The organism is Corynebacterium sp. MC3 (genome assembly GCF_900099485.1).
GTDB lineage: Bacteria > Actinomycetota > Actinomycetes > Mycobacteriales > Mycobacteriaceae > Corynebacterium > Corynebacterium pseudogenitalium.
The window spans coordinates 91,565-114,436 of record NZ_LT622814.1 but is presented as its reverse complement, the minus strand read 5'-3'; the positions used below and the strand labels follow the sequence as shown (position 1 = coordinate 114,436).

Sequence of the window (22,872 nt, the reverse complement as noted above, 5' to 3'; positions counted from 1 at the left end):
TCATTTCTCATTTCGTCCGAGGCACCTGCGTATCGACGCAGCATTCGCCTCCACAAGGTGTATATAGGTATCGGCTGGCCCAGACCCCGGAGGATCCAATGTGTCGCCCCAGATTGGGCATACCTCTATGCCAAGCCGGGCGGCGGTTTCTGTCAGCACTGTGCTGCGCCCCGCCAACTGTGGTTCCAGGAAGACCGCGGGCACGTGCAGATTCTCCAGTGTGCGGGTGAACGCGATGACATCACGCGGGCTCGGCTCCACGCTGGGGTTTGGCGTGACAAAACCTGCAACTCGCATTCCATATGCCCGCGCGAGGTAGGCGTATCCATGGTGTGTAGTCACCAGGTTGCGTTGTTCCTCCGGAACCGCGGAGACAGACTCGTGCATCATTTCATCCGCTGCGTCCAGTTTTTGCAGGTAGTCGCGGGCGTTTGCCTGGTAGATTTCCGCGTGGCGCGGATCCACCGCAGCCAACTCGTCACGGATTACCTGAACGATCGCTTTCATCGCCCGAACGTCGTGCCACACATGCGGGTCCAGCTCACCATGCACGTGATTGCCCAGCACCGCCTGCGGGAGCAGGTAGGTTTCCTCCCCCGGCGTACCGAGGAATCGGAAGGGGCGCTCCGGAGGGATCGGCTGCAGGGTTGTATTCGGCACTGTGACGGCTACGTTCACTGGATCCATGCGGCCATCGTCATCCGAGTTGAGCACGAGGTGAGCCGCACCTTGCCCATCAAGCTCTGTTGTAATGTCGACGTGCCCCTTCTCCACCGCGTGCAACCCCGGCGTTACCCGCGCGGGATCCTGCCCCACAACGACCGTCACCGTCGACTCCACACTTGCGCGCTCAGGTGCACCGACGGCATCGCGAATATGCGATTCAAACCTCAGCTTGTACACGCCTGGCTTGGAAAATGCCCAGCTCAAGTGAGTATGCGCGTCAACCGGCAGGGTCTTTACGTCACGGCTATCCAGCCCGTCGTGAGAGTTGAACACCACCTCCGGGGTGCCGAAGGTTCCCAGGATGAACGCGAAAGTGGCACCGGGGCCGTCAACATCTACAAGGTGTAAGTCCGCGACTCCCGTCGTCGGGAGCTGTTGGCCCGTATCCACCCGCAACCCGAGCCACACCGCATCTAGGCTCGCGTCCTCCACAAGCGGAATCGGCGCAAACCCGTACCGTTGCGCCTCCTGCGCAAGTGCCACGACCGGAGTCGTGTCACGCACGGTCGCCGCAATCGTATTCGTTAAAGACTGTGGCTCCAACAACAGTCCGTTGGTAAAAATGGCATCCGCATACGCGATGTCGCGTGTGGCATGCAAGCTCGGTTCGTAGCTGTGCGGATCAACCCCACGCGCCATCAGCGTGTGCACATCAGCCACATCACCTGCAACGTTTTGAACCGCATCCGCCAAAATAGGTGTCGACGCCACCACCGACGCCTTCCCCTCTCCCACCGACTGCCCTTCCGGTGCGCTACACGCCCCGAGCAGCGCCACGCACATCAGCACAGCGGCTCGTTGAAAAAACTGGATCACCGGTGGCCACCGAAACCCCACGCTGCGGCGACACGACGGCGCAACGACGCATCCAAACACAACCAACCCGCACCAAAGACAAACACGCCCAAGCCGAGCACAGCCACCGGCAACGTCATCACTGTCGTACCCGTTTCTGCAAGGGCCCCACCGCGTTGCGCGGGAGCAACATCCTGCTGCTGGTGATCTTGTGATTGCAACTGAGTCTCTCCCTGATCAGGCGCTGGATTCGCGTTGCTCGCCGCCACTGGCTGCGCGCACTCGCCCTCCCCGTCAAAGACGGAGCCAAAGTCGAAGTGACCATCGTTCGCGTTACCGGCGCCGCCAATGTCAAAGGTGAGCGTCGCCTCCCCGCTCACCGGCTCGCCATTACTCGTCGTCGCGCTTTGACGAACTGTCACCGTGTAAGTCCCCGGAGCACTGAACATCCAGTTTGGATGCACATGTGAATTCGCAGGAATGGTATGGCTGCCCTGCGCCTGCCCATCCACGCCACGGAACCACTCCTCGCCCACGACCTGACCGAGCCCACCCTGCGTGAACACAAACATGGCACCAGGTCCATCAAAATTTGTAATCTCCCAGGCCACATCCCCAGAAGTGTGCTCAAGCAGCGACGGATGCTGCGTATTCGCTCCAAGCCATGGCACACCGGCTTGCTGAGTTGCACCGATCATCCACGCGGTACCGGCCGGAATTGGCCCAACTGGATTGGAGAGCTGCTGCTTTGCTGCATCACCCAGCCCAAAAACGAGCTCTGCGGGATCGCGCCACTCGGCCGGAACAGTGCGGTCGTCTTTCACCATCGGGTGCAGTGTCGGGTGGCATTCCGCCGCGAAAGCAGGCGTCGACATGGAAAGGAGCAGTAATGTCGCGGCGAGCGCTCGCAGAATCTTGATGACAGAAAATTTCACCTAATGAACATTATTATCATTAGCGTTCGCATGCAAGTCATACGTTATCCACAGGGCACTTCAGAAAACGCCACACAAGAAGAAGTTATCCACAGGTAGCGTGAAAAGCCTTTCCCAGGCGTTCTGCAACCACATATGTTCAGGTTATGAACTTCAAGACATTCCTAGAATCCATGTCCACGCAGGCACTCGACGTACTGGACGGCTTCGATTACGAAGCCGCCATCGAAGCAGGCGTCGATCCAACACGAGCCCGCGCCTGGCGCCAGCTCCACGACATCTACTTCGGGCCCACAAAATCCCGACAAAAACAGCGACTCGCTACCGAAAAGGCTCGACGCTACGGCTTCTCACTCGACCAACTCGCTATGATCGAACGGCGCTTACGCCCCATCAAGTCCGCGCGAACACGCACCAAACTGCGCCTCGTACTCCTCGATACCAAGGGCACATACAAAAAGCTCAGCGAACGCGCAAAAGCACTTCTTCCGAACAACACCAAGCACCAAAACGACCGCCTCACATTTTCGCCTTCCCGCAATGGGCGCCGCACCATGACGCTCACCACCAACGAGCGCGACCTCGCCGACCTTGAACACGCCCTCACCCAAGACATGGACCCCAAGACGCCACCCACGAAACACATGCTGCGCAGATTCCTCGACATCATACGTGGCGACGGCCGTTCCGTCCCCCACGCAGTCCCCCGACCTCTCTTGCTCATTCCACTCCCCCAGTGGATCCAAATACAGCGCGGCCACGGCGACGAGACCACCCTCACCCTGACCGATGGCACCACCATGACAGGCGCCGAATACCTAAACAGCCACGTCGCCACCACCGAGAACGAGCTCGAAGCCGCCGTCTTCCACCCACAGCACGGGGCAGTCAACCTCTACCGGACACAACGCCTCGCAAATGACAAGCAGCGCGCTCTGGCCCGCGCCGTTACCCCCGGCTGCCCAGTGCCTGGATGCCGCCATGCAGCCGACGCCTGCGAAATCCACCACATCACTGCATGGCAACACGGCGGGGAAACGAACATCAACAACCTGTCGCCATTGTGCCGCTACCACAATCGCGTCAACGACGACGACCCCCAACGAGCACGCCGAGGTCGCATCGAAATTGTGGACGCACAACCGCTCTGGCACTCACCACGCGGCTACTCCGCCCCAAACCCAGTCCACCGACCTGGTGCGATGAAAATGTTGTACACATAGCAAAACGCCCACCACGACGGGGCCGAAGTGGGCGTCGAAAAGCTGCTGACTAGAACTGACGCTTAATCCAGTTCACGATGACCTCATTGAACTCATCAGCCTTCTCAACCTGCGACCAGTGGCCACACTGTGCGAAAAGGTGAGCGTCAGCGGACGGAATTGTGTTCACCAGGTCCCACGTGCGCTGCGGCGTAATCACGACGTCTTGCATGCCGTGCACTAGCAGAACCGGGATCTCGACCTTCGACAGCACGTCGAAGTCGAGTGGAAGCTCGGTACGGTCACGGTCACGCGCCTGCACAACCTCCTGTAGGCGATCAGACGCCGTATCGTTCAGCGCGGACTGGTAGCGCAGCGACACGAGCTCATCGGTGATCAGCGACTTATCCACCACGAACTGCTCGAGCGTGTTGCGGATACCTTCTTCGGTCAGCTTCGGGTTCGAATGACCCTTCAGCGCGCCGGTCAACTTCGCCCCACCGGTGCCCATGGAGATGATGCCCTTCACACGCTCCGGGTGGTCGATGATCATCTGGAAGCCAACCCAGCCACCGAGCGAGTTACCAACAATCCAGGTCTTTTCAATTCCCAGGGCATCCAGCACACGGATTGCGTGCTCAACCCACTCGCGGATACCGTACTTGGTGCCCTCAGCTACGACAGTCTGGCCGTAACCAATGGAGTCAATCGCGATGCATCGTGCGTTCTCGGAGATGGTCGGAAGGTTCAGCCACCAGTTCGCGGCTGCAGTCACGCCCGTGCCGGAGCCGTGGAGGAACAGTACTGGTTCGCCCTCGCCGAGATCGTGGTAGTGAGTGAGCTCGCCGGGTGCCGTCTCCAGCCACTTGTCCTCGAGCCCGAAGAATTCGTCAGTCTTGTAATCAGGAATGGAAATTTCAGTCATACAGCCAACATAGCGACGAACCCACACACACACGCCGGAGTGTTCCAGTCCGTGGCACACGATAGACACTATCCGGTTACACTGATCCTATGGTTCAAGACGCAAAACCAAACTCCATCGACAAGGCATTCGGCATTCTGAAAGCGTTCAAGAGCGAAGACGTCAACGGGGTTGGCGTTTCAGAGTTAGCCCGGCGCGTCGATCTTCCAAAGTCGACGACGCACCGCCTCCTTAACAAGCTGGTGGAAAATGATGCCGTCCTCAAAGCGAACGAGCTCTATCGGCTCAACCCGGCGCTCGGAATGGCGTCAACACCGGAGGTGTATTCCGAGCAAACCGCTCAGGTATCAGAGTTGCTCACACCATTTTTGGCAGCGCTTTTTGAGCGCACTCGACACACCGTCCACCTTGGACATGTTGAAGGGACGAACGTTCGTTACGCGAACAAGCTCTTTTCCGTCCGTGGTGTGACAGCGCCGTCGCGCATTGGCGGCCTCATTCCCGCTTACGCGACTGGCATTGGCAAAGCAATTATGGCGTACGACGAAACGCTGACCGAGCGCATCATCCGTGAGGGGCTCGCACCATGGACTCCGCACACGATCTCAGACCCGGATGAGCTGCGTGAAACGTTGAAAAAGATCCGCGATGAAGGTATCGCCTACGACCTTGAGGAAATTTCGGAAGGTCTATGCTGCGTCGCCTGCCCGATTTTCGGCACCGAGGGCGTACCGATTGCCGCGATGAGCGTTTCCTTTCCCGCAGAAGACTTTCGGCCCAAAACAGTAATCCCGGTCCTCAAAAAGATTTGTGGATCCGGGACTCGTGCGTGGAGAGCGAAGCACGCGGGATAAACCCGCATACGCGCTCTACTTCGCTACTTCTGCTTTGCCAGGTCGATTGCGACGTCGATAATCATGTCTTCCTGACCACCGACGTAACCACGGCGACCGACTTCTTCCAGGATGGTCGCTGCAGGCACACCATAGCGTTCCGCGGCGCGCTGCGCGTGGAGCAAGAAGGAGTTGTAAACGCCAAACTCACCCTGGACGATGGAGCCGCGGTCCATCATTGGGAGACGCTCGACCATTGGCTTCAGGACGTCTTCAGCGGCGTCACGAAGCTTGGCTTGATCAACATTGCCGATGTCAATGCCGGTGCGGTTGAACACCGTGGCTAACACCTCGATCGGTGCGTTACCGGCGCCAGCACCAAGCCCATACAGGGTGCCGTCAATTTGGCGAGCACCATTGACTACAGCGAGCAACGAGTTTGCAACCCCGAAACCGAGGTTCTGGTGTCCGTGGAAGCCGACCTGTGCGTCGTCGCCAATCTCTTCAACGACTGCCTTGACGCGGTCCGCGGCCTGGTTCATCACCAGGTAGCCGGCGGAGTCGACCACGAAGACGCACTGACAGCCGGCATCGACCATGATGCGGGCCTGCTTCGCAAGCTCTGCTGGTGGGATGCGGTGTGAAAGCATCAGGAAGCCACCGGTCTCAAAACCAAGCTCCCGTGCTGCCTGGAAGTGCTGGATCGAAATATCTGCCTCGGTGCAGTGAGTGGCAACGCGCACGATGGATGCGCCCGCACTCTTTGCTTCTTTGAGGTCCTTTACGGTACCCAGGCCTGGAAGCATCAGTGCGGCAATCTTCGCATTCTTGACTTCTTCGACTGCGGCTTCGATGAGTTCGATGTCGCGGGTGTGGGAGAAGCCGTAGTTGAAGGAAGACCCGCCAAGCCCGTCGCCGTGAGTGACCTCGATCATTTCGACGCCGGCGTCGTCAAGCGCGCGGGCGATCTTTTTCACCTGGTCTTTGGTGTACTGGTGGCGTACGGCGTGGGATCCGTCACGCAGGGTCGTGTCGTTGAGGCGGATTTTGTGTGTCGGGATGCCATCGATGACATCGCTCGCAACCGTGTTCATACTATGCTCCTTGCTTCTGCGCCGACACGAGCTCGGCGTACTTGTTTGCGGTGGCAATTGCTGCCGATGTGATGATGTCGAGGTTGCCGGCGTAGTCCGGCAAGAAGTCGCCTGCCCCTTCTACTTCGATGAGGACGGAAACACGACCGAGTCCGTTCCAGTCGTCGCGGGCTTCTTCGAACTGTGGATCCGCGGTGAGGCGGTAGCCCGGTACATACTGCTGCACCTTCGCTGCCATTTCTTTGATGGACGCGGCGATCTGGTCTTGCAGTTCGCCAGGAGCCGCGGCTTCTGGAGGAAGGGCACAGTAGACGGTGTTGCGCATCATCATTGGTGGCTCGACGGGGTTGAGGATGATGATGGCTTTTGCGTGTTTCGCGCCAGCGAGTTGTTCGAGGGCGGCGGCAGTGGTTTCGAGGAACTCGTCGACGTTAGCGCGAGTGCCGGGACCCGCAGACTTCGAGGAGATCGACGCAACGATCTCCGCGTATTCGACGTCTACGATGCGGGATACTGCCGCGACAATCGGGGTGGTGGCCTGACCGCCACAGGTAATCATGTTCACATTGTCGACGGTTTCGAGCTCATCCAGGTTGACCGATGGGCAGAAGAATGGGCCGACGGCCGCCGGGGTGAGGTCGATGGCGCGGATGCCTGCTTCGCGGTAGCGCGGTGCGTTTGCTGCGTGTGCGCCCGCCGAGGTTGCTTCAAAGACGAGGTCTGGAAGCGGATCCTGTTGCAGGAGCCAGTCGACGCCTTCGTGGGAGGCCGCGATGCCGTTTTCGCGCGCACGCTTGAGGCCTTCCGATTCGGGATCGACGCCGACCATGTAGCGCAGATCAATGTTGGATTCGTTGTTCAAAAGCTTCATCATCAGGTCGGAGCCGATGTTGCCCGATCCGACGATGGCTGCTGTCATTTTCTTTTGCATTGTGGTGCTCCAAACCTATTTAAACCGGACGTCGATGGCCCCGTATGGGCCGTAGGATACTGCGAGGTGTTGGCCTGCTTTGAAAGCGACTGCGCCGCAGAAGCTACCGGTAAGCACGATGTCACCGGCGCGCAGGGCGGTGCCTTGCTCGTCGAGAATGCCTGCGAGCCACGGCAGTGGGAGCAACGGGTCGCCCATCACATCCTTGCCGACGCCCTCTCCGACAACTTCGCCGTCGAGCGTCATCGTCGCGTGGACTGTTGCAGCTTCCTCCAGGTCGAGATCGAGCGGGGTCGGGTCCCACACGATGGCGCCGAACGAAGCGTTGTCGGCGATGGTGTCGACAAGGCGGATGTCCCAGTCACGGACTCGTGAGTCGATGATTTCGACGGCAAGGTGCGCGGACTTGACAGCCTTGCGGGCCTCTTCGAGTGTCGCGCCCGGTTCAAGGTCCTTCCCGAGCACGAACGCGAGTTCCGGTTCGACCTTCGGGGAGATGAAGCGGTCGACTGCAATGTCGGTGCCGGCTTCGTAGAGGTCGGCGTCGGTAAAAAACCCGAAGTCTGGGCTATCGACCCCCAGCTGCTGCTGCATTGCGAGTGAGGTCAGACCAACCTTGCGCCCGATAACTTTGTGTCCGCGGGCAACGAAGTCTTTTTCCTGGATCTGTTGGATTGCGTAGGCGTCGGCGATATCAAGGTCGGCGACGACGGTGCGCGGTGGCGCGATCGGCTCGCAGGACGGGTACGCGGCGAGCAGGTCGTTTGCGATGGTACGCAGGGAGTCCTCACGGCTACTCATCTATCTGTCTCTCCTATGATGCGATGACCAGGCCGAAGCCTGCGACGAACTCTGGGATTGGGCGGTAGAACGTGAACTCGGCGTTGACTCCACCGTTGGCGGCGGTCAGCGCGGAAAACGCCGCAACCCAGGTACGCACCTCGTGCGAGGAGTGACCGGCTTCGTCGTCCATGGTGTCGGCGTCGTAGGCGTCGAATCGCGTCGATTCGCCGGAGATGCAGTCCGCCATGAACTTTTCGTCCCACTCTGGGTTGATGTCGATGATTCCTGCGTTTGCGGCACCTTCTTTGCCGGCGGCGATGACGCGAGCTTCACGAGCGTCGCGGTCGGCCTGGTCCGGGTGGCCGTGGAGCATGAAGTGCTTCTGTGCGTCGGTTGCGGATGCCCAGCGTGGAAGCGGCGGGTCGTGGGACAGGCCACCGGAGGCAACCATCAGCACCTTCTTGTCCTGGGCCTTCGCCCACTTGCCGACGGCCTCCCCCATCACACGGATGCGCTGCATCGCGGTGAACGGTCGGGCGACTCCGTTGACGAAGATCGGGATGACTGGCTTGGCGGTCAGGGAGCCGAAGAGCAGCTCGACAGGCTGTGCGCCGCCGTGGTCGAGAACCATCTGACGGGAGATGGCCATGTCGACGTCCTGGTCGATAACGAATTGCGCGAGCTCTTCTGCGGCTGACTCGGGCACGTCGAATGGGCCAGGCGTAGTGAGGTAGTCACCCATCGATTCTGCTTGTAGGCCTACACAGAACGGGGGCATCAGGGTGTAGAAGAACCCGTTGAAGTGGTCCGGCGTGAAGACGATGACCAGATCTGGGTCATATTCTTCCGCGGCTTTGCGGGCTTTTGCGAATGCGTCTTGCAGCGCCTCGTTCACCTCTGGTTTTGGCTCGTTGATGCCGAGCAGCGGGCTGTGGGACAGCGCAATAAGTTTTACGCTCATGGTGGCCTCCTCCGGGGCTGGGTTTATCAGCTGTCACATCTGACTGTAGAAGTAGCGCATCACACTCCGCACCCTCGTTCCGGGTTTTGGAACACTAAACCACATACTCAAAAGCAAGAATGCCTGGACTACCCTCGTTCCCTACCCCGTTCCACAGATTCTGTTCTATTCACTGGAACACATACGCGAACATAACTGCCCCCATGTAGCTTAAGAATTGTGTGAAGCAAAGAACGCTTCAGAAGTAATTGTGCTTTCTATCACTAGGTGCGAAGGAGTTACCTATGGCAACGCCACCAAAGTCCGGCTTACAGCGGCCGCCAGAATTGGATCAGTGCATCGACGTCAGTGGCATGGTCGACCCTGAAGGTGGCCTGGTAGATCGTCGAGTCTTTACGGACGAGGCCGTCTACAAGCAGGAAATGTCGCGTATTTTTGCCCGTTCCTGGCTGTTTATCGCCCACGAGTCGCAGTTCCAGAAACCGGGCGATTTCTTCCAGACGTACATGGGCGAAGACCCGGTCATCGCGACGATGAACAAGAAGCGCGAAATCCGCGTGCTGCTCAACAGCTGCCGTCACCGCGGTGCCCGCGTGTGCCGCGCCGACCAGGGCCGCACGAAGATGTTTACCTGTACGTACCACGGCTGGGCGTACGACCTCGACGGTAACCTCGTCAACCTTCCTGGCAAGGAGCAGTACGACGAGAACTTCTCCCAGGACGACTGGCCGCTGGTCACGGTGCCTCGCGTGGAGTCCTACAAGGGCCTCATCTTCGCGAACTGGGACGAGAACGCCGAGCCGCTCGAGGATGTGCTTGGTGATATGCGCTGGTACATCGACGCGTTCATGGATCGCGACCCTGAAGGCACCTATGTCGTTGGTGGCGTCACTAAGTGGGTGCTCGACGGCAACTGGAAGTTGGCAGCGGAGCAGTTCGCTACTGACTGGTACCACGTCAACATGTCGCATGCCTCTGCGCTGATGGTGATGTCCCCGTCGGGCAAGGGCCCGAAGAAGGAGATCGCGGAGCGCACCGGTGTGCAGTACCACGACGACCACGGCAACGGCGCGGGCTTCCCAGTCCACCCGAAGAACCGTTTCGACGCCCAGCCGGTCCACGAGTACTACGACTACGACTTCCTGCGCGAGCGCCTCTCCCCTGAGCAGGTGATGGGCCCGATGACGAACGGCCACGCAACCGTGTTCCCGAACTTCTCCTACCTTCCGGTCAATGGCTCGATCCGCGTCTGGCATCCGAAGGGCCCAAACAAGATGGAAGTTTGGGCGTGGACTGTCCTGGACCGTTCGATGCCGGAGGATGTGGCTCGCGCGCAGCGCCTGTACAACCTGCGCACTTTTGGCCCGTCGGGCATCTTCGAGCAGGACGACGGCGAGAACTGGTCTGAGTGCCAGTCCATCGCGCATGGCTTCATGGTTGGCAACACCCCGCTGAACTACCAGATGGGTATGGCCACGGTCGGCGAACGCGAAGGGTTCCCCGGCACTACATCCGAACTGTATTCAGACGCTGCTGGTCGCGCGCTATACCGCCGTTGGCGCGAACTGATGTCGACCCCAGCTTGGCACGAGAAGTAAACCAAACACACCCTCGAAAGGAACCGAATTACCATGGCTGAACCAGTAAAAGTTGCTGACCTGGACGATCTCGAGCAGGAGGAAGGCTTCCTGGTCACGGAGGAAATGTCGGGATACGACAAGCCGATTGCACTCTTCCGCACCGAAGACGATGAAGTGTACGCCCTCGACGATATTTGTACCCACGAAATCGCTCACCTGTCTGACGGCTGGGTCGACGGCACAATGGTTGAGTGCCCGGTGCACTCCAGCCAGTTCTGCATGAAGACTGGCGCGGTGCAGTGCATGCCAGCGACCGAAGACACCAACACGCACAAGGTTGAGCTGCGTGGCGAAGAAGTCTGGCTCTACCCAGGCGTGCCTGCTGAAGGAGCCGACAAGTGAGCAGCACGACGATCGTAGGCGGCGGAATCGGCGGCTTTACCGTCGCTGATGAGCTGCGCAGGAACGGCTACACCGGCGAGATCACGATCATTGATCCGCTTGGTGTTCCGTACGACCGCCCACCGCTGTCCAAGGACTACCTGACCAACGAGAAGACGCGCGCTGAGATTGAGTTCCGCCCGGCGGAATGGCTCGAGGAAAACAACATTGTGCTGAAGCAAGCCACCGTTGAGCGCGTTGAGGCGCAATCGAAGAAGCTGGTGCTGGAGGGCGGTGAGGAGGTTGCGTACGACAACCTCGTGATCGCCACTGGTGGTACTGCTCGCCGCGGCAGTGCGCCGGGCTTCGATAGCGACAACGTCGTGGTGCTGCGCACTACTGAGGACGCGGATAAGCTGCGTTCGCTGATCGGCCCAGGCAAGAAACTCGGCATCATTGGCGCTGGCCTTGTTGGTGCAGAGGTCGCGTCCTCTGCACGCAAGCTGGGCGCGGACGTGGTACTCATCGACCCTGCGCCGGTATCCCTGGTCCCTGCTGTCGGTCCTGAGCTGGCGCAGCGCCTCCACGACATGCACGCGGAAAACGGCGTGGAGTTCATCAACGCGATGACCTCCAGCATCGAGGAGTCTGACGGCAGGTTCCACATCGGCCTCGACGGCCACGACGCCGTCACGGTTGACGCTGTGTTGCTGTGTATCGGCATCATCCCGGAGACGGTCCTCGCCGAATCCGCTGGTCTGGAGACCGATAACGGCATCCTGGTGGATGAGCAGCAGCGCACGTCGAACTCCTCCATCTGGGCTGTGGGCGACTGCGCCCGCACCCGCCTCGAGGATGGCACGCTACTTCGCCGCCACGAGCACTGGGACTCCGCAATCCAGGAAGCAAAGACAGCCGCCGCCTCAATTATCGACGGCCCGTCTCCGAAACTTTCCGCGTCCTGGTTCTGGTCCGACCGCTACGGCGTCCACGTTGAGGGTACCGGCGATATGACTATCCCTGGCGAAACCATCATCCGCAATGACGCGGAGGGTCGCCCGGCCGTCGCGTTGCGCCTCGACGAGAACGGCGCCCTGGTTGGCGCGGCAGCAATCGAAGATTCGATGGCTGTTCGTGCGGCACGTCGCATCATCGACCGCGGTATTGCCGTCGATAAGGACAAGCTGGCTGACGCATCGATTCCTCTGAAGAAACTTGCTCGATAGCTACAAGAAAGGAATGGACTCGTGACTGACTTTCTACGTCGCGACGACGTGACCCCCGGGGAGCGAGTGGACCAAACCACCTACTTCGATCTCCAAAACATGTACTACGACGAAGCCGCCCTCCTCGATGAGGGACGCTACGTCGACTGGCTGACCCACTTCGACGAAGACCTCTTCTACTGGGCACCAACCCGCACGAACCGCCTCCGCCGCGAGCAGGCCCTCTCCATTTCGGACGAGGACGGCCCGGCCTTCTACGACGAAACCTACGACTCGCTAGCGTGGCGCATCCGTCGCTTCGACTCCGGCATGGCGTGGGCTGAAGACCCGCCGTCACGTACGCGCCACCTGATCACGAACCTGATCGCACGGCACGTCACCGTCGGTGAAGGCGCCGACGCCGTCGAGGCGCTCGAGGTCCGCACCAACTTCTACGTCTGGCGCACTCGCCTCGAGCGCGAGCAGGACCAGTTTGTGGGCACCCGCACCGACCTGCTTCGCCCCGCGAAGGACGGTGAGGACGGCCCGAAGTGGAAGGTCTTTGACCGCCGCATCCTGCTCGACATCAACGTTCTGAACTCCAAGAACATCTCTACCTTCTTCTAAGGGCCGACATGCTACAAGGACAACACGTACTTATTACTGGTGGTGGCTCCGGACTTGGGGCAGCGCTGGCGAAGCGCTTCGTTGAAGAAGGTGCGCGCGTAGCAGTTGTGGACATCTCGCTCGAGCGATGCGAAAGCGTCGCCGACGAGATCGGCCGCGAGCACGTCCTGCCGCTCGAGGCGGACGTGACCGACACACACTCGCTGCACAAAGCCGTCGACGCTGCCGTGGCGGAGTTCGGATCCCTGGACACCGTCATCGCAAACGCTGGCATCTGGGACTACAACCGTTCCATCACCCGTCTCAACGGCGAAGAGATGAGCGCCATTTTTGACGACGTCATGAACGTCAACCTCAAGGGCTACCTGCTCACCGCGGAAGCTACGTGGCGTCACTTGCTAGCGTCGAACGGTTCGCTGATCTTCACGCTGTCCAACGCATCGACCTACGCGGCCGGCGGCGGGCCGGTCTACACCGCAAGCAAGCACGGTGCCGAAGGCATGATGCTTGAGCTGGCGTACGAGCTCGCCCCGAAAATCCGTGTCAACGGTGTCGGCGTTGGCGGCATGCGCACGAACCTATCCGGCCCCGCGTCCGCTGGCCTGGATGACCGGAAGTTCTCCGACATCATGGACAAGCGCGGCGACGGCGGCAACCCATACCTACCACTCCACGACATTTCTACTGACCCCTATGCATTCACCGGGCCGTACGTGCTGTTGGCGTCCAGGAAAGACGGCGCGAACATCACCGGCGAAGTGATCAAGATTGATGGCGGAATCGCGGCTCGCGGTTTCGCTAAGACTGCCGGAGGCGACAACCTATGTTAATTCGCGGTGTTGAGCACGACGCAAACACTCTCGACGTCAGCCCTTGCTTCCAAGTACAGCGCCACGCTGACTGGCAGCCAGAACGCTTGGCGATGGCCTACGAAGGCCAAGAAATCAATTACGGTGAGTTCCGTGACACCGTAGTCCGCTGGGCGGCCCAGCTGAAGGAAGCTGGCGTGAATCCGGGCGATCGCGTCGCTTACTTCGGTATGAACTCCAGCTCCTTCATGTATGGCATGTTCGCGTCCTGGTGGATCGGCGCAGTGTTCATGCCTGTGAACTTCCGCCTGGCTGCGGGCGAAGTCTCGCAGCTGCTGGCGATGGGCAGCCCGAACAGCATCATCGTGGAGGGCACGTTCCTCGACGAGGCAAAGCGCATCTACGGCGTGGAGCGCCACCATGTCCTCGTTGTCGATGACGACGAAGCCGCCCCACCAGAGAGCGATATCCCGCTGTACTGGTCGCGGACCTCGCAAAGCTCCGAGTACGAAACCGTGGCGGTGGAAAAGCCGACGCCACGCACCATGTCTGACTTGGCGCTGCTGCTGTTCACATCCGGCACGACTGGCCTGCCGAAGGGCGCCCAGATCACGTTCGGCAACCTGTGGTGGAACCAGATCAACGTGGACACAGCGATCGACAGCCGCATCGGCGACGCGACGCTCGCGTCCGCCCCGCTGTTCCACGTCGGCGCGCTGAACTCCTTCGCGGTGCGCGCCTTCGGCCGCGGCAACTCGGTTGTGGTGCACCGTACCTTCGACCCAGCCCGCATCTTCAAGGACGTCGCCCAGTACAAGATCGGTTCGGCGTTCCTCGTGCCGGCACAGCTCGAGGCAATGGCACAGCACGACGAGTTCGCCGACTCCGACCTTTCTAGCCTCCGCGTCATCATCTGCGCAGGCGCCCCGGTGCCACCACGGCTGATCCGCACGTACTGGGAGCAGAAGGACTCCGTCGTCCAGCAGGCGTGGGGCCTCACCGAGACCTCCCCATTTGCCACCTACCTCCCACCGGCCAGGACCATGGAAAAGCTCGGCTCCTGTGGCATCCCCATGGCGCACACCGAAGTCAAACTGATGGACACCGAAACCGGGCAGCACATCAAGGAACCAGGCGTTCCCGGCGAGATGTGGGTGAAGGGCCCAAACGTTGCCGTCGGCTACTGGAACAACCCTGAAGCAACCCAGAAGGCGTACACCGGTGGCTGGTTCCACTCCGGTGACATTGGCTACTTCGACGAGGACGGATACTTCTTCATCGTCGACCGCCTCAAGGACCTGATCATTTCCGGCGGAGAGAACGTCTACCCCGCCGAGGTGGAGCGCGTCCTCGCCGAACACGACGACATCCTGGCTAACTCCGTCATCGGTATCCCCGACGAGCGCTGGGGTGAAGCCGTCGTCGCCGTCCTGCAGGTCAAGGACGGCAAGGAACTCACTTTGGAAGAAGTCCGCGACCACTGTGCGAACTACCTGGCACGTTACAAGCTGCCAACCCGCGTTGTGCACGTAGATGAAATCCCACGCAACCCGGCAGGCAAGATCAACAAGATCCAGCTACGCCAGGAAGTGCGCGCGATGTTCGGCGAGAATCCCGAGACTGCCAGCCAGTCCGTCGTATCATCGCAAAATCAGCCCGACGCGCAGAAGTAAGGAGGCGGAAACGATGCTCGACTACCGCAACATCACCAAATCGCCGCTGAAGCACACGTACCCGTACGGCACCACGGACACCGTGGTGGACCTCGGGACTACCGCGGAAATCAAAGAGACCGTGGCTGAGGTGTTCAAACAGCAGCCGGAGTGCCGGCGCGTCATTGTGCCTGTGCCTGTCGGCGACACCGACGGCGTCATCGCTGCGGAGGAGGCCGGGCTGCGGTACGTCTTGGACGTCACCCAGCGTGATGGCCAAGAGTTCTCCCTCCTGGTTGCTGAACCCGACTGGGTCACCAACCAATCCATGGATATCGACGGACTGGAGTTGAAATAAATGGCCGAACTTAACGAGTTCCAGAAGCGCTGGGCGCACTTCTACCGCGAGGACGGCGGCGTCCAAGACGTGGCACAAACCTTGCGCGTTTACGCCATCGACGGCAACAAGGACCAGGTCAAGCTCGGTATGCCGCTGCACAAGGCGATCGCCCAGCCGGCCGGCATGTTCTCTGCCCCGGCGCTGTTCGGCCAAGCCGACTTGTGCGGCACCTGGCTGGCGATGCAGCAGGTACCAGAAGGCGTATTCCCGCTCGCTGTCTCGGTAGCTGGCAACGTGGTGTCCAACACCAAGGAGGGTGACGCAATCGCTACCGCCTCCATCGTGAGGGCGGGTCGCACCATCATCGTTGCGGACGTGGAGACACACTCTGAGGTCACAGGCGCCATTCTGTCGAAGTTCACCTTCACCTACTCGGTGCCGCGCCCCAAACAGTAACCAAGACGCAAGAGTAGAAAACACCCCAGTCGACGAATCGACTGGGGTGTTTTGCGTAGTAAAACGCCGAAGCTTACGCCTTCTTAGCGAAGTCCTTCACAACGTTGGTGTCCACTGGGACGCCAGGGCCCTGCGTTGCGGAGACGGTGATCTTCTTGATGTAGATACCCTTCGCGGATGCCGGCTTGAGGCGCAGCACCTCGTCGAGCAGAGCGCCATAGTTCTCAGCGAGCTGCTCAGCGGTGAAGGAAGCCTTACCGATCAGCGCGTGCAGGTTCGAAGCCTTGTCCACGCGGAACGCGATCTTGCCGCCCTTGGTCTCCTCGATCGCCTTCGCGACGTCGGTGGTGACGGTGCCGGTCTTCGGGTTCGGCATGAGGCCACGTGGGCCCAGGACGCGAGCGACGCGGCCAACCTTCGCCATCTGGTCCGGGGTCGCGATTGCGACGTCGAAGTCGATGTTGCCGGCGTTGATCTGCTCGATCAGTGCGTCGGTTCCGACGATGTCAGCGCCTGCAGCCTCAGCCTTGGTTGCGTTCTCGCCCTCTGCGAACACAGCGACGCGGACGGTCTTACCGGTGCCGTGTGGCAGGTTGACAGTGCCGCGGACCAGCTGGTCAGCCTTGCGAGGGTCGACGGACAGACGCATTGCGACGTCGATGGTGGCGTCGTAGTTCTTGGAGGAGGTCTCCTGTGCCAGCTTGACGGCGTCGAGCGGGTGGTAGAACGCGTCGCGGTCGACCTTTGCCAGCGTCTCGTTGTAGCGCTTGGACTTCTTAGCCATGTTGATTTCCTTTCAGAAAATGGTGTTGTCAGGAAATGTGGTACGCGCCTGGCCGGCGCTCCCACAGACGGTGAGAATTACTTCTCGACCGTGATGCCCATCGAGCGGGCGGTACCAGCGATGATCGCGGCGCCAGCCTCGATGTCGCGGGCGTTGAGATCCTTCTTCTTGGTCTCGGCGATTTCCTTGCACTGATCCCAGGTGACAGAGCCAACCTTCTGGGTGTGCGGGACGCCGGAGCCCTTCTTCAGACCAGCTGCCTTCAACAGCAGGGACGCAGCCGGTGGGGACTTCAGGATGAAGTCAAAGGAGCGGTCTTCATACACGGTGATTTCAACCGGGATGATGTTGCCGCGCATGGACTCGGTTGCAGCGTTGTATGCCTTGGTGAACTCAACGATGTTCACGCCGTGTGCACCCAGCGCAGGACCAACCGGCGGAGCCGGGTTTGCCATGCCAGCCTCGATCTGCAGTTTGATCAGGCCAGTGACCTTCTTCTTAGCCATCGAATTACCTCAATTCCTTGGTACAGTGCCACCTGCCACGATGACGGCAGGAACACTTCCGGATGCCCCGCTTGACGGAGCCACCGGGGAGAACGAAAAAACGTCGCGGGCCTTACGGCACACGCGACGTTCAACCTTACGCCCCCACTAGGCTCAAACGCAAACGGTTACATGATGCGTTCGATCTGGTCAGCGGTGAGCTCGACTGGTGTTTCGCGGCCGAAGATGGACACGAGCGCCTGGATCTTGCCGGTCTCCTCGTCGATCTCCGAAATCGTGGCGGATACGGACGCCAGGGCACCGGACAGGATGGTGACGGCTTCGCCGACCTTGTAATCGTGGTCGATCTTCTTCGGCGCTGCTTCCTCCGGCATCGCGACGACGGTCTCGCCCTCTGCGTTCGGCTTGGTGTCCTCGCCGGTGGCTGGCTCAGCCTTCGGCATCAGGAACTTCGCCACGTCGCGGTGCTTGACCGGAGTAGCATTGCCCTCGTTGCCCACGAAGCTGGTTACGCCCGGGGTCTCGCGCACGACGGACCACGCAGCGTCGTTCATGTCCATGCGGACCAGGACGTAGCCCGGCAGCAGCTTGCGCTTGACGAGCTTCTTCTTGCCGTCCTTGTTCTCGATAGCCTGCTCGATCGGCACGACCACGTCGTAAATGGAGTCCTCCACCTCGAGCGTCTGGATACGCATGTCGAGGTTGGTCTTCACCTTGTTTTCGTAGCCGGAGTAGGACTGGATGATGTACCACTGGCCCGGCAGCTTCTTCAGCTCACGGACGTACTTGCGCAGGCGCGCGCGGTACTCGGAGTCATCGTCAGCCTCCGAAGCACCCGAAGCCTGCGAAACCTCGGCGCCCTCAGCGCCCTCAGCGAGCGGCGACTCGGCCGCGGTGAGGTCGCCCTCCTGCACCGGCTCCTCGACGGCCTCAACGGCCTCTTCTGCCTCTGCAGTGGCCTCTTCTAACTCCGGATCGGTGGCCTCGGTGACGGCGCCGCCTTCGGCGACCATTTCCTCTTCGGCTTGCAGTTCGGTTTCCTGCTCAGTTGCTTCGATGTCGGCGTTTTCCAGGTTTTCCAGGTTTTCCGGCTCGGTGGTCATGGTGTTTCTCCTTGGTGTGGCAAAAACTAATCCCGCCGTACCTCGGTGTTGAGGTGGCGGGACAATCACTTGTTGTTCATGTTAGCGGATGAATACCCATTGCATCAACATGGTGCCGAGGCGGTCGGTCCCCCACACGAGTGCGGTGAGCACGATGAGGAACGCGAATACCACGAGGGTGTAGTTGAGCATCTGGTTTCCGGTTGGCCAGATGACTTTGCGCATTTCCTGGACGACTTCGCCCGGGAACGCGCCTGGGCCGCCGCCGAGGGACTCTTCGCGGTCCTCTTCAGGCTTTGCAGGGGTGTGCTTCGCTTCGTAGGAAGCGGATGAAACAGAGGAGACCCCGCGCAGCTGGCGCTTGCCAGTGGGCTGTGCTGGGTTGTGTTCTTGCGGATTAGTCAAAAGAACTCCTCTAACTACAAGTTTTGGCAGGGGCGACAGGACTCGAACCTGCAACCTACGGTTTTGGAGACCGTTGCGCTACCAATTGCGCCACGCCCCTAGGACACTGTGAACAGTGCTCCTAACCCTACCACGGGAAACGCGTTTCCCGTTTTGAGGTGAGTAGCGATGGCGAGAATTGAACTCGCGACACAGCGATTATGAGTCGCTTGCTCTACCACTGAGCTACACCGCCATGTGCTTGCCGCCACAAGGACTGTACAAACAACAGAGCCCCCTGTCAGAATCGAACTGACGACCTTTTCCTTACCATGGAAACGCTCTGCCGACTGAGCTAAGGGGGCACAGCCTCTATGTTGTGAACTCACCGTTTTGGTGTGTCCGCTCCGTTGAAGCCTTTGAAAGACTAACCCGGTTCTATCATTGAACGCAAATCGCCAGGTAGCAATAGCTTTTCGACGCCTTCTTCGTGCACGCTATAACGCGTCACTACAACATGAAAAATGCCCGCCCCTCACGTTCTGTGAGAGACGGGCTTGCGGTGCCAGGTAGAAGATTCGAACTTCTGAAGGCGTACGCCGGCGGATTTACAGTCCGCTTCCTTTGGCCACTCGGACAACCTGGCATGCACCGTAAGTGCGTGGACTACTTTACATCAACGCACCCGCGATAAGGCAAATCGCGTGCACAGAGGGCATATCCCACCGCTATCCGACGCGTTCGATAGCGTACACGGAGACCTGCCGCAGTGCTTGGTTTGCGGGGCCGTCGGGAAGGAAGTCGAGTTCGCGCTCGACGATGTCGAGGTACTCGCGCACGGTGGCGAGGGAGCGTTGGCGCCCTTGCGTCTGGCCGAGCAGAGTGATGGCCCGTTCGACGTCGGCGTCGTTTTCGAGTGGGCCAGTGAGGAGGCTACGAAGCTCCTCTGCCGCGGGCGAGTCCTCTTCGAGCGCGTACAGCACGGGCAGGGTAAACACGCCTTCGCGAAGGTCGGTGCCTGGGGTTTTCCCGGACTGGGCGCTGTCGGAGTAGATGTCGATGATGTCGTCGACGATCTGGAAGATCATGCCGATGGCGCTGCCCATTCGGGAGCAGCTCTCGACGATGTCGCGCGACGCCCCGGAGTGCAGCGAGCCGAGGTAGGCCGCGGACGCGATGAGGACGGCGGTTTTGCCGTCGATAACTTTGAGGTAGTGCTCGACTGGGTCCTCCCCCTGGGCGCCGACGGTCTCGCGCATTTGGCCGGTGACCAGGCCCTGGAAGGTGTCGGCGAAGTGGGCGACGGTGTCGGTATCGATTTCGCTCATGAGGCGGGAGGCGTGTGCGAACAGGATGTCGCCAGCAAGGATGGCGACGGTGTTGTTCCACCGCATGTTGGCGGAGTCGACGCCGCGGCGCTTCTCGGCTTCGTCCATGACGTCGTCGTGGTAGAGGGTGGCCAGGTGCACCATCTCGGTGGTGGTGGCGCCTTTGATGACGTTAGTGGCGCCCGGGTTGGGGCCGAACTCGCTGCAGAGCAGCGCCACGAGGGGACGGAAGCGTTTGCCGCCAGCGACTGCTAGGTGCATCACTTTGTCGGTAATGAACGCTTCACCTTGTTGGAGGCGTTCCCTGAGCAGCGTTTCAACGTCGCCCATGCCCTTCGTAACACGCTCGGTGAGGGCGTCGTCGCCTAGGTCCATGCGAAATCCATGGCGTGGTGACGGTGTTATGCCGTTGGTCATCGATGATGTCCTTGCAGGTTAAAGTACTCATTGCGCCATGCCCGGGGCATGTGCTGCGCGCGGTTAACATCACTAACCGTAGTCCACACCCTCCATTTTTTGCAGTAATGGGGTGTGTCTGCGCTATCTGGCACAATGTGGACTCGTGACTGAGTTTGTTGATTGCGTAGTTGTGGGCGCGGGCCCGTCGGGGGCCACGGCGGCCATTGCCGCCCAGAGAGCTGGGTTTTCTACTCTGCTTCTCGACGCCGCTTCGCCCGGCCGCGACAAAACCTGCGGCGACGGCCTGACCCCACGCGCGGTACATACGCTGCGCCGCCTGGGCCTGGACCACGTGCTGCCCGCCTACCGCAACAAGGGCCTTCGACTGCACGGGTACGGGGGTGACGTGACGGCTCCGTGGCCGGACGGCGTCTACGGCACGGAGGGCTCCGCGAGCCCGCGCGCAACCTTCGATGCCGCGCTGGTCGCGGAGGCCGAGGCCGCGGGTGCCACTGTGTGGCAGGACTGCCCAGCAACGGACGTGGCGTTCGGAGCGGACGGCCTGATCGAGTCCGTGCACACCGCGCGCGGCGAGGTGCGCACCCGCTGGGTGATCGTGGCGGATGGGGTTCGTTCGACGTTCGGCAAGCTGTTGGGCCGTACGTGGCACAAGGGCGAGGTCTTCGGTATCGCGGCGCGTTCCTACTGCACCTCCCCCCTGTCCGGGGAGCCGTGGATACACTCGCACGTGGAGCTTCGCGACGACACCGGCACCATCCAGCCCGGCTACGGCTGGATCTTTCCGCTCGGCGACGGCACGGTGAACCTCGGCTGCGGCGCCCTGTCCACGGATGCCCGCCCGGCGCGCGTGAACACGAAGAAGCTGCTCCACCAGTACGCGGACCAGCAGCGTGACACCTGGGCCTTGGGCGAGCCGCAGCAGGTCACCAGCGCCCTGCTCCCGATGGGCGGGGCAGTCTCGAACGTGGCGGGTCCGAACTGGGTGCTCATCGGGGATGCGGCGGCGTGCGTGAACCCGCTCAATGGCGAGGGCATCGACTACGGCATGGAGACCGCCGTCATGGCGGTGGAACTGCTGCAGGAGGGCAAGGACTGCACGCTGGCGTGGCCGCTCATCCTGCGGGAGGCGTATGGCCGGGCGTTCGCGTTGGCGCGCACGGCGGCCCGCCTGCTTACCTACCCGCAGTTCTTGCCGGTGGCGGGCCCGCTGGCGCTGCGCGGGGTGGCAGGACGCCACCTGATGCCGGTCTCTTTTACACGCCCGCTGGCGCTGCGCGGGGTGGCAGGACGCCACCTGATGCCGGCGGCGGCACGCCTGATGGGCAACCTGGTCACCGAAGAAGACACGGACCTGATTTCGCGTGCGTGGCGCGCGGCCGGACGCGCGGTGCCGGTGAACGCGCCGCTGTGGGACGCTACGTTGTAGGTTTCACGGCGCTGTGCAGCGCCACAATGCCGAGCGAGAGGTCCTGCCAGCCGGCGCCTGCCCACCCGTTGTGGTTGATGGCGGCGGCCAGCTCTTCTTGGTGCGGCCACGCCCGGATGGACTCGGCGAGGTACTCGTAGGCTTCTGCGTTGGAGGAGAACACCTTCGCCAGCAGCGGCAGCGCCACCGGCAGGTACTGCTTGTACAGGGTGCGGAAGCCGGGGACGATGGGCGTCGAAAATTCGTTGACCAGAAGGCGCCCGCCGGGCTTGGTCACGCGCGCCATTTCGCGCAGGCCCGCCTCGAAGTCGTAGACGTTGCGCAGGCCGTAGGAGATGGTCACGGCGTCGAAGGTGTTGTCGGCGAACGGCAGGTGCATCGCGTCGCCGACGACCTTGGGCACGTCGCGGTCGCGGCCGGCGGCCAGCATTCCCTGGGAGAAGTCGCAGGCGACGACCCACGCGCCGGACTTCGCCAACTCCACGGTGGACACGGCGGTGCCTGCGGCGAGGTCGAGCACCTTCTCCCCCGGCTTTAGGTTGAGGCGCTCGCGGGCGCGCCTGCGCCAGTACTTGTCCAGCCCAAAGGACAACACGGTGTTGGTGATGTCGTACTTCTCGCCGACGCCGTCAAACATGCCCGCTACGTCGAAGGGCTTCTTCTCCAGATCTGCCTTGGCCATAACG

24 protein-coding genes and 4 tRNA genes are annotated in these 22,872 nt (G+C 61.0%); 11 read left to right on the top strand and 17 right to left on the bottom strand.

Annotated elements, in window-relative coordinates:
• Complete coding sequence (locus BQ4436_RS05285) at positions 1-1,542, bottom strand: anchored repeat ABC transporter, substrate-binding protein (protein WP_255366133.1); 1,542 nt, start codon at positions 1,540-1,542, stop codon at positions 1-3.
• A complete protein-coding gene (locus BQ4436_RS05280) occupies positions 1,539-2,456 on the bottom strand; it encodes a TIGR03773 family transporter-associated surface protein (RefSeq protein ID WP_070975779.1) in 918 nt (305 codons plus the stop codon). The genes BQ4436_RS05285 and BQ4436_RS05280 overlap by 4 nt, the downstream gene beginning before the upstream one ends.
• Positions 2,457-2,602: 146 nt before the next feature.
• Here BQ4436_RS05280 and BQ4436_RS05275 point away from each other — a divergent pair, with 146 nt between their 5' ends.
• Complete coding sequence (locus BQ4436_RS05275; protein WP_070477514.1) at positions 2,603-3,679, top strand: HNH endonuclease signature motif containing protein; 1,077 nt, start codon at positions 2,603-2,605, stop codon at positions 3,677-3,679.
• Between the two features lie 49 nt (positions 3,680-3,728).
• Here BQ4436_RS05275 and BQ4436_RS05270 read toward each other — a convergent pair whose 3' ends face one another.
• The gene (locus tag BQ4436_RS05270) at positions 3,729-4,583 is read right to left on the bottom strand and encodes an alpha/beta fold hydrolase (protein WP_070976029.1); all 855 of its coding nucleotides are present in this window, start codon (positions 4,581-4,583) and stop codon (positions 3,729-3,731) included.
• 89 nt (positions 4,584-4,672) lie between these two features.
• Between BQ4436_RS05270 and BQ4436_RS05265 the strand changes: the two genes are divergently transcribed.
• Positions 4,673-5,437, top strand: a complete 765-nt coding sequence (locus tag BQ4436_RS05265; protein ID WP_070975778.1) for an IclR family transcriptional regulator — start codon at positions 4,673-4,675, stop codon at positions 5,435-5,437.
• Between the two features lie 23 nt (positions 5,438-5,460).
• On the opposite strand, the gene dmpG is transcribed toward BQ4436_RS05265, so the two are convergent.
• From dmpG to BQ4436_RS05245, 4 genes are read right to left on the bottom strand one after another with little or no spacing between them, the layout of a single operon-like run.
• Positions 5,461-6,510 (bottom strand): 4-hydroxy-2-oxovalerate aldolase, encoded by a 1,050-nt coding sequence (dmpG, locus tag BQ4436_RS05260; RefSeq protein WP_070363130.1) that lies wholly within the window; start codon positions 6,508-6,510, stop codon positions 5,461-5,463.
• Position 6,511: 1 nt separating this feature from the next.
• The gene (locus tag BQ4436_RS05255) at positions 6,512-7,441 is read right to left on the bottom strand and encodes an acetaldehyde dehydrogenase (acetylating) (RefSeq protein WP_070363131.1); all 930 of its coding nucleotides are present in this window, start codon (positions 7,439-7,441) and stop codon (positions 6,512-6,514) included.
• 15 nt (positions 7,442-7,456) lie between these two features.
• On the bottom strand, positions 7,457-8,242 hold the full coding sequence (locus BQ4436_RS05250) for a 2-keto-4-pentenoate hydratase (RefSeq protein ID WP_070975776.1): 786 nt from the start codon (positions 8,240-8,242) through the stop codon (positions 7,457-7,459).
• Positions 8,243-8,255: 13 nt separating this feature from the next.
• A complete protein-coding gene (locus BQ4436_RS05245; RefSeq protein WP_070363133.1) occupies positions 8,256-9,185 on the bottom strand; it encodes a 3-carboxyethylcatechol 2,3-dioxygenase in 930 nt (309 codons plus the stop codon).
• 284 nt (positions 9,186-9,469) lie between these two features.
• Here BQ4436_RS05245 and BQ4436_RS05240 point away from each other — a divergent pair, with 284 nt between their 5' ends.
• From BQ4436_RS05240 to BQ4436_RS05205, 8 genes are read left to right on the top strand one after another with little or no spacing between them, the layout of a single operon-like run.
• A complete protein-coding gene (locus BQ4436_RS05240) occupies positions 9,470-10,783 on the top strand; it encodes an aromatic ring-hydroxylating dioxygenase subunit alpha (RefSeq protein WP_070975774.1) in 1,314 nt (437 codons plus the stop codon).
• Positions 10,784-10,816: 33 nt separating this feature from the next.
• The gene (locus tag BQ4436_RS05235; protein WP_070363135.1) at positions 10,817-11,167 is read left to right on the top strand and encodes a non-heme iron oxygenase ferredoxin subunit; all 351 of its coding nucleotides are present in this window, start codon (positions 10,817-10,819) and stop codon (positions 11,165-11,167) included.
• On the top strand, positions 11,164-12,372 hold the full coding sequence (locus BQ4436_RS05230; protein WP_070975773.1) for an NAD(P)/FAD-dependent oxidoreductase: 1,209 nt from the start codon (positions 11,164-11,166) through the stop codon (positions 12,370-12,372). The genes BQ4436_RS05235 and BQ4436_RS05230 overlap by 4 nt, the downstream gene beginning before the upstream one ends.
• 21 nt (positions 12,373-12,393) lie before the next feature.
• On the top strand, positions 12,394-12,978 hold the full coding sequence (locus BQ4436_RS05225; protein WP_070363137.1) for an aromatic-ring-hydroxylating dioxygenase subunit beta: 585 nt from the start codon (positions 12,394-12,396) through the stop codon (positions 12,976-12,978).
• An 8-nt stretch (positions 12,979-12,986) separates the two neighbouring features.
• On the top strand, positions 12,987-13,808 hold the full coding sequence (locus tag BQ4436_RS05220; protein ID WP_070477503.1) for an SDR family NAD(P)-dependent oxidoreductase: 822 nt from the start codon (positions 12,987-12,989) through the stop codon (positions 13,806-13,808).
• On the top strand, positions 13,802-15,460 hold the full coding sequence (locus tag BQ4436_RS05215) for an acyl-CoA synthetase (protein ID WP_070363139.1): 1,659 nt from the start codon (positions 13,802-13,804) through the stop codon (positions 15,458-15,460). Before BQ4436_RS05220 ends, BQ4436_RS05215 begins: the two co-directional genes overlap by 7 nt.
• A gap of 13 nt (positions 15,461-15,473) precedes the next feature.
• Entirely contained in the window at positions 15,474-15,797 is a 324-nt protein-coding gene (locus BQ4436_RS05210) for a hypothetical protein (RefSeq protein ID WP_070363140.1), read from the top strand.
• Complete coding sequence (locus BQ4436_RS05205; protein WP_070363141.1) at positions 15,798-16,235, top strand: PaaI family thioesterase; 438 nt, start codon at positions 15,798-15,800, stop codon at positions 16,233-16,235.
• Positions 16,236-16,308: 73 nt separating this feature from the next.
• Here the strand turns inward: BQ4436_RS05205 and rplA are convergent, their stop codons facing one another.
• The 9 genes from rplA to BQ4436_RS05160 all read right to left on the bottom strand — a co-directional run bounded on the left by rplA (position 16,309) and on the right by BQ4436_RS05160 (position 20,757).
• The gene (gene rplA, locus BQ4436_RS05200) at positions 16,309-17,019 is read right to left on the bottom strand and encodes a 50S ribosomal protein L1 (RefSeq protein ID WP_070975772.1); all 711 of its coding nucleotides are present in this window, start codon (positions 17,017-17,019) and stop codon (positions 16,309-16,311) included.
• Positions 17,020-17,096: 77 nt separating this feature from the next.
• A complete protein-coding gene (gene rplK / locus BQ4436_RS05195; protein WP_070363143.1) occupies positions 17,097-17,525 on the bottom strand; it encodes a 50S ribosomal protein L11 in 429 nt (142 codons plus the stop codon).
• Positions 17,526-17,692: 167 nt separating this feature from the next.
• Complete coding sequence (nusG, locus tag BQ4436_RS05190) at positions 17,693-18,628, bottom strand: transcription termination/antitermination protein NusG (protein ID WP_143000826.1); 936 nt, start codon at positions 18,626-18,628, stop codon at positions 17,693-17,695.
• An 81-nt stretch (positions 18,629-18,709) separates the two neighbouring features.
• Positions 18,710-19,033, bottom strand: coding sequence for a preprotein translocase subunit SecE (gene secE / locus BQ4436_RS05185; RefSeq protein ID WP_070477497.1), 324 nt, complete (start codon positions 19,031-19,033; stop codon positions 18,710-18,712).
• A gap of 24 nt (positions 19,034-19,057) precedes the next feature.
• Positions 19,058-19,133: transfer RNA gene (locus tag BQ4436_RS05180), tRNA-Trp, on the bottom strand.
• A 63-nt stretch (positions 19,134-19,196) separates the two neighbouring features.
• Positions 19,197-19,268 (bottom strand) — tRNA-Met (locus BQ4436_RS05175).
• A gap of 36 nt (positions 19,269-19,304) precedes the next feature.
• Positions 19,305-19,377 (bottom strand) — tRNA-Thr (locus BQ4436_RS05170).
• Between the two features lie 198 nt (positions 19,378-19,575).
• Positions 19,576-19,658: transfer RNA gene (locus BQ4436_RS05165), tRNA-Tyr, on the bottom strand.
• Between the two features lie 82 nt (positions 19,659-19,740).
• Complete coding sequence (locus BQ4436_RS05160) at positions 19,741-20,757, bottom strand: polyprenyl synthetase family protein (protein ID WP_070363146.1); 1,017 nt, start codon at positions 20,755-20,757, stop codon at positions 19,741-19,743.
• Positions 20,758-20,902: 145 nt separating this feature from the next.
• Between BQ4436_RS05160 and BQ4436_RS05155 the strand changes: the two genes are divergently transcribed.
• Entirely contained in the window at positions 20,903-22,186 is a 1,284-nt protein-coding gene (locus tag BQ4436_RS05155) for a geranylgeranyl reductase family protein (protein WP_070975771.1), read from the top strand.
• On the opposite strand, the gene BQ4436_RS05150 is transcribed toward BQ4436_RS05155, so the two are convergent.
• On the bottom strand, positions 22,176-22,868 hold the full coding sequence (locus BQ4436_RS05150; protein WP_070363148.1) for a demethylmenaquinone methyltransferase: 693 nt from the start codon (positions 22,866-22,868) through the stop codon (positions 22,176-22,178). The genes BQ4436_RS05155 and BQ4436_RS05150 overlap by 11 nt on opposite strands.
• Between the last annotated feature and the right edge of the window lie 4 nt (positions 22,869-22,872).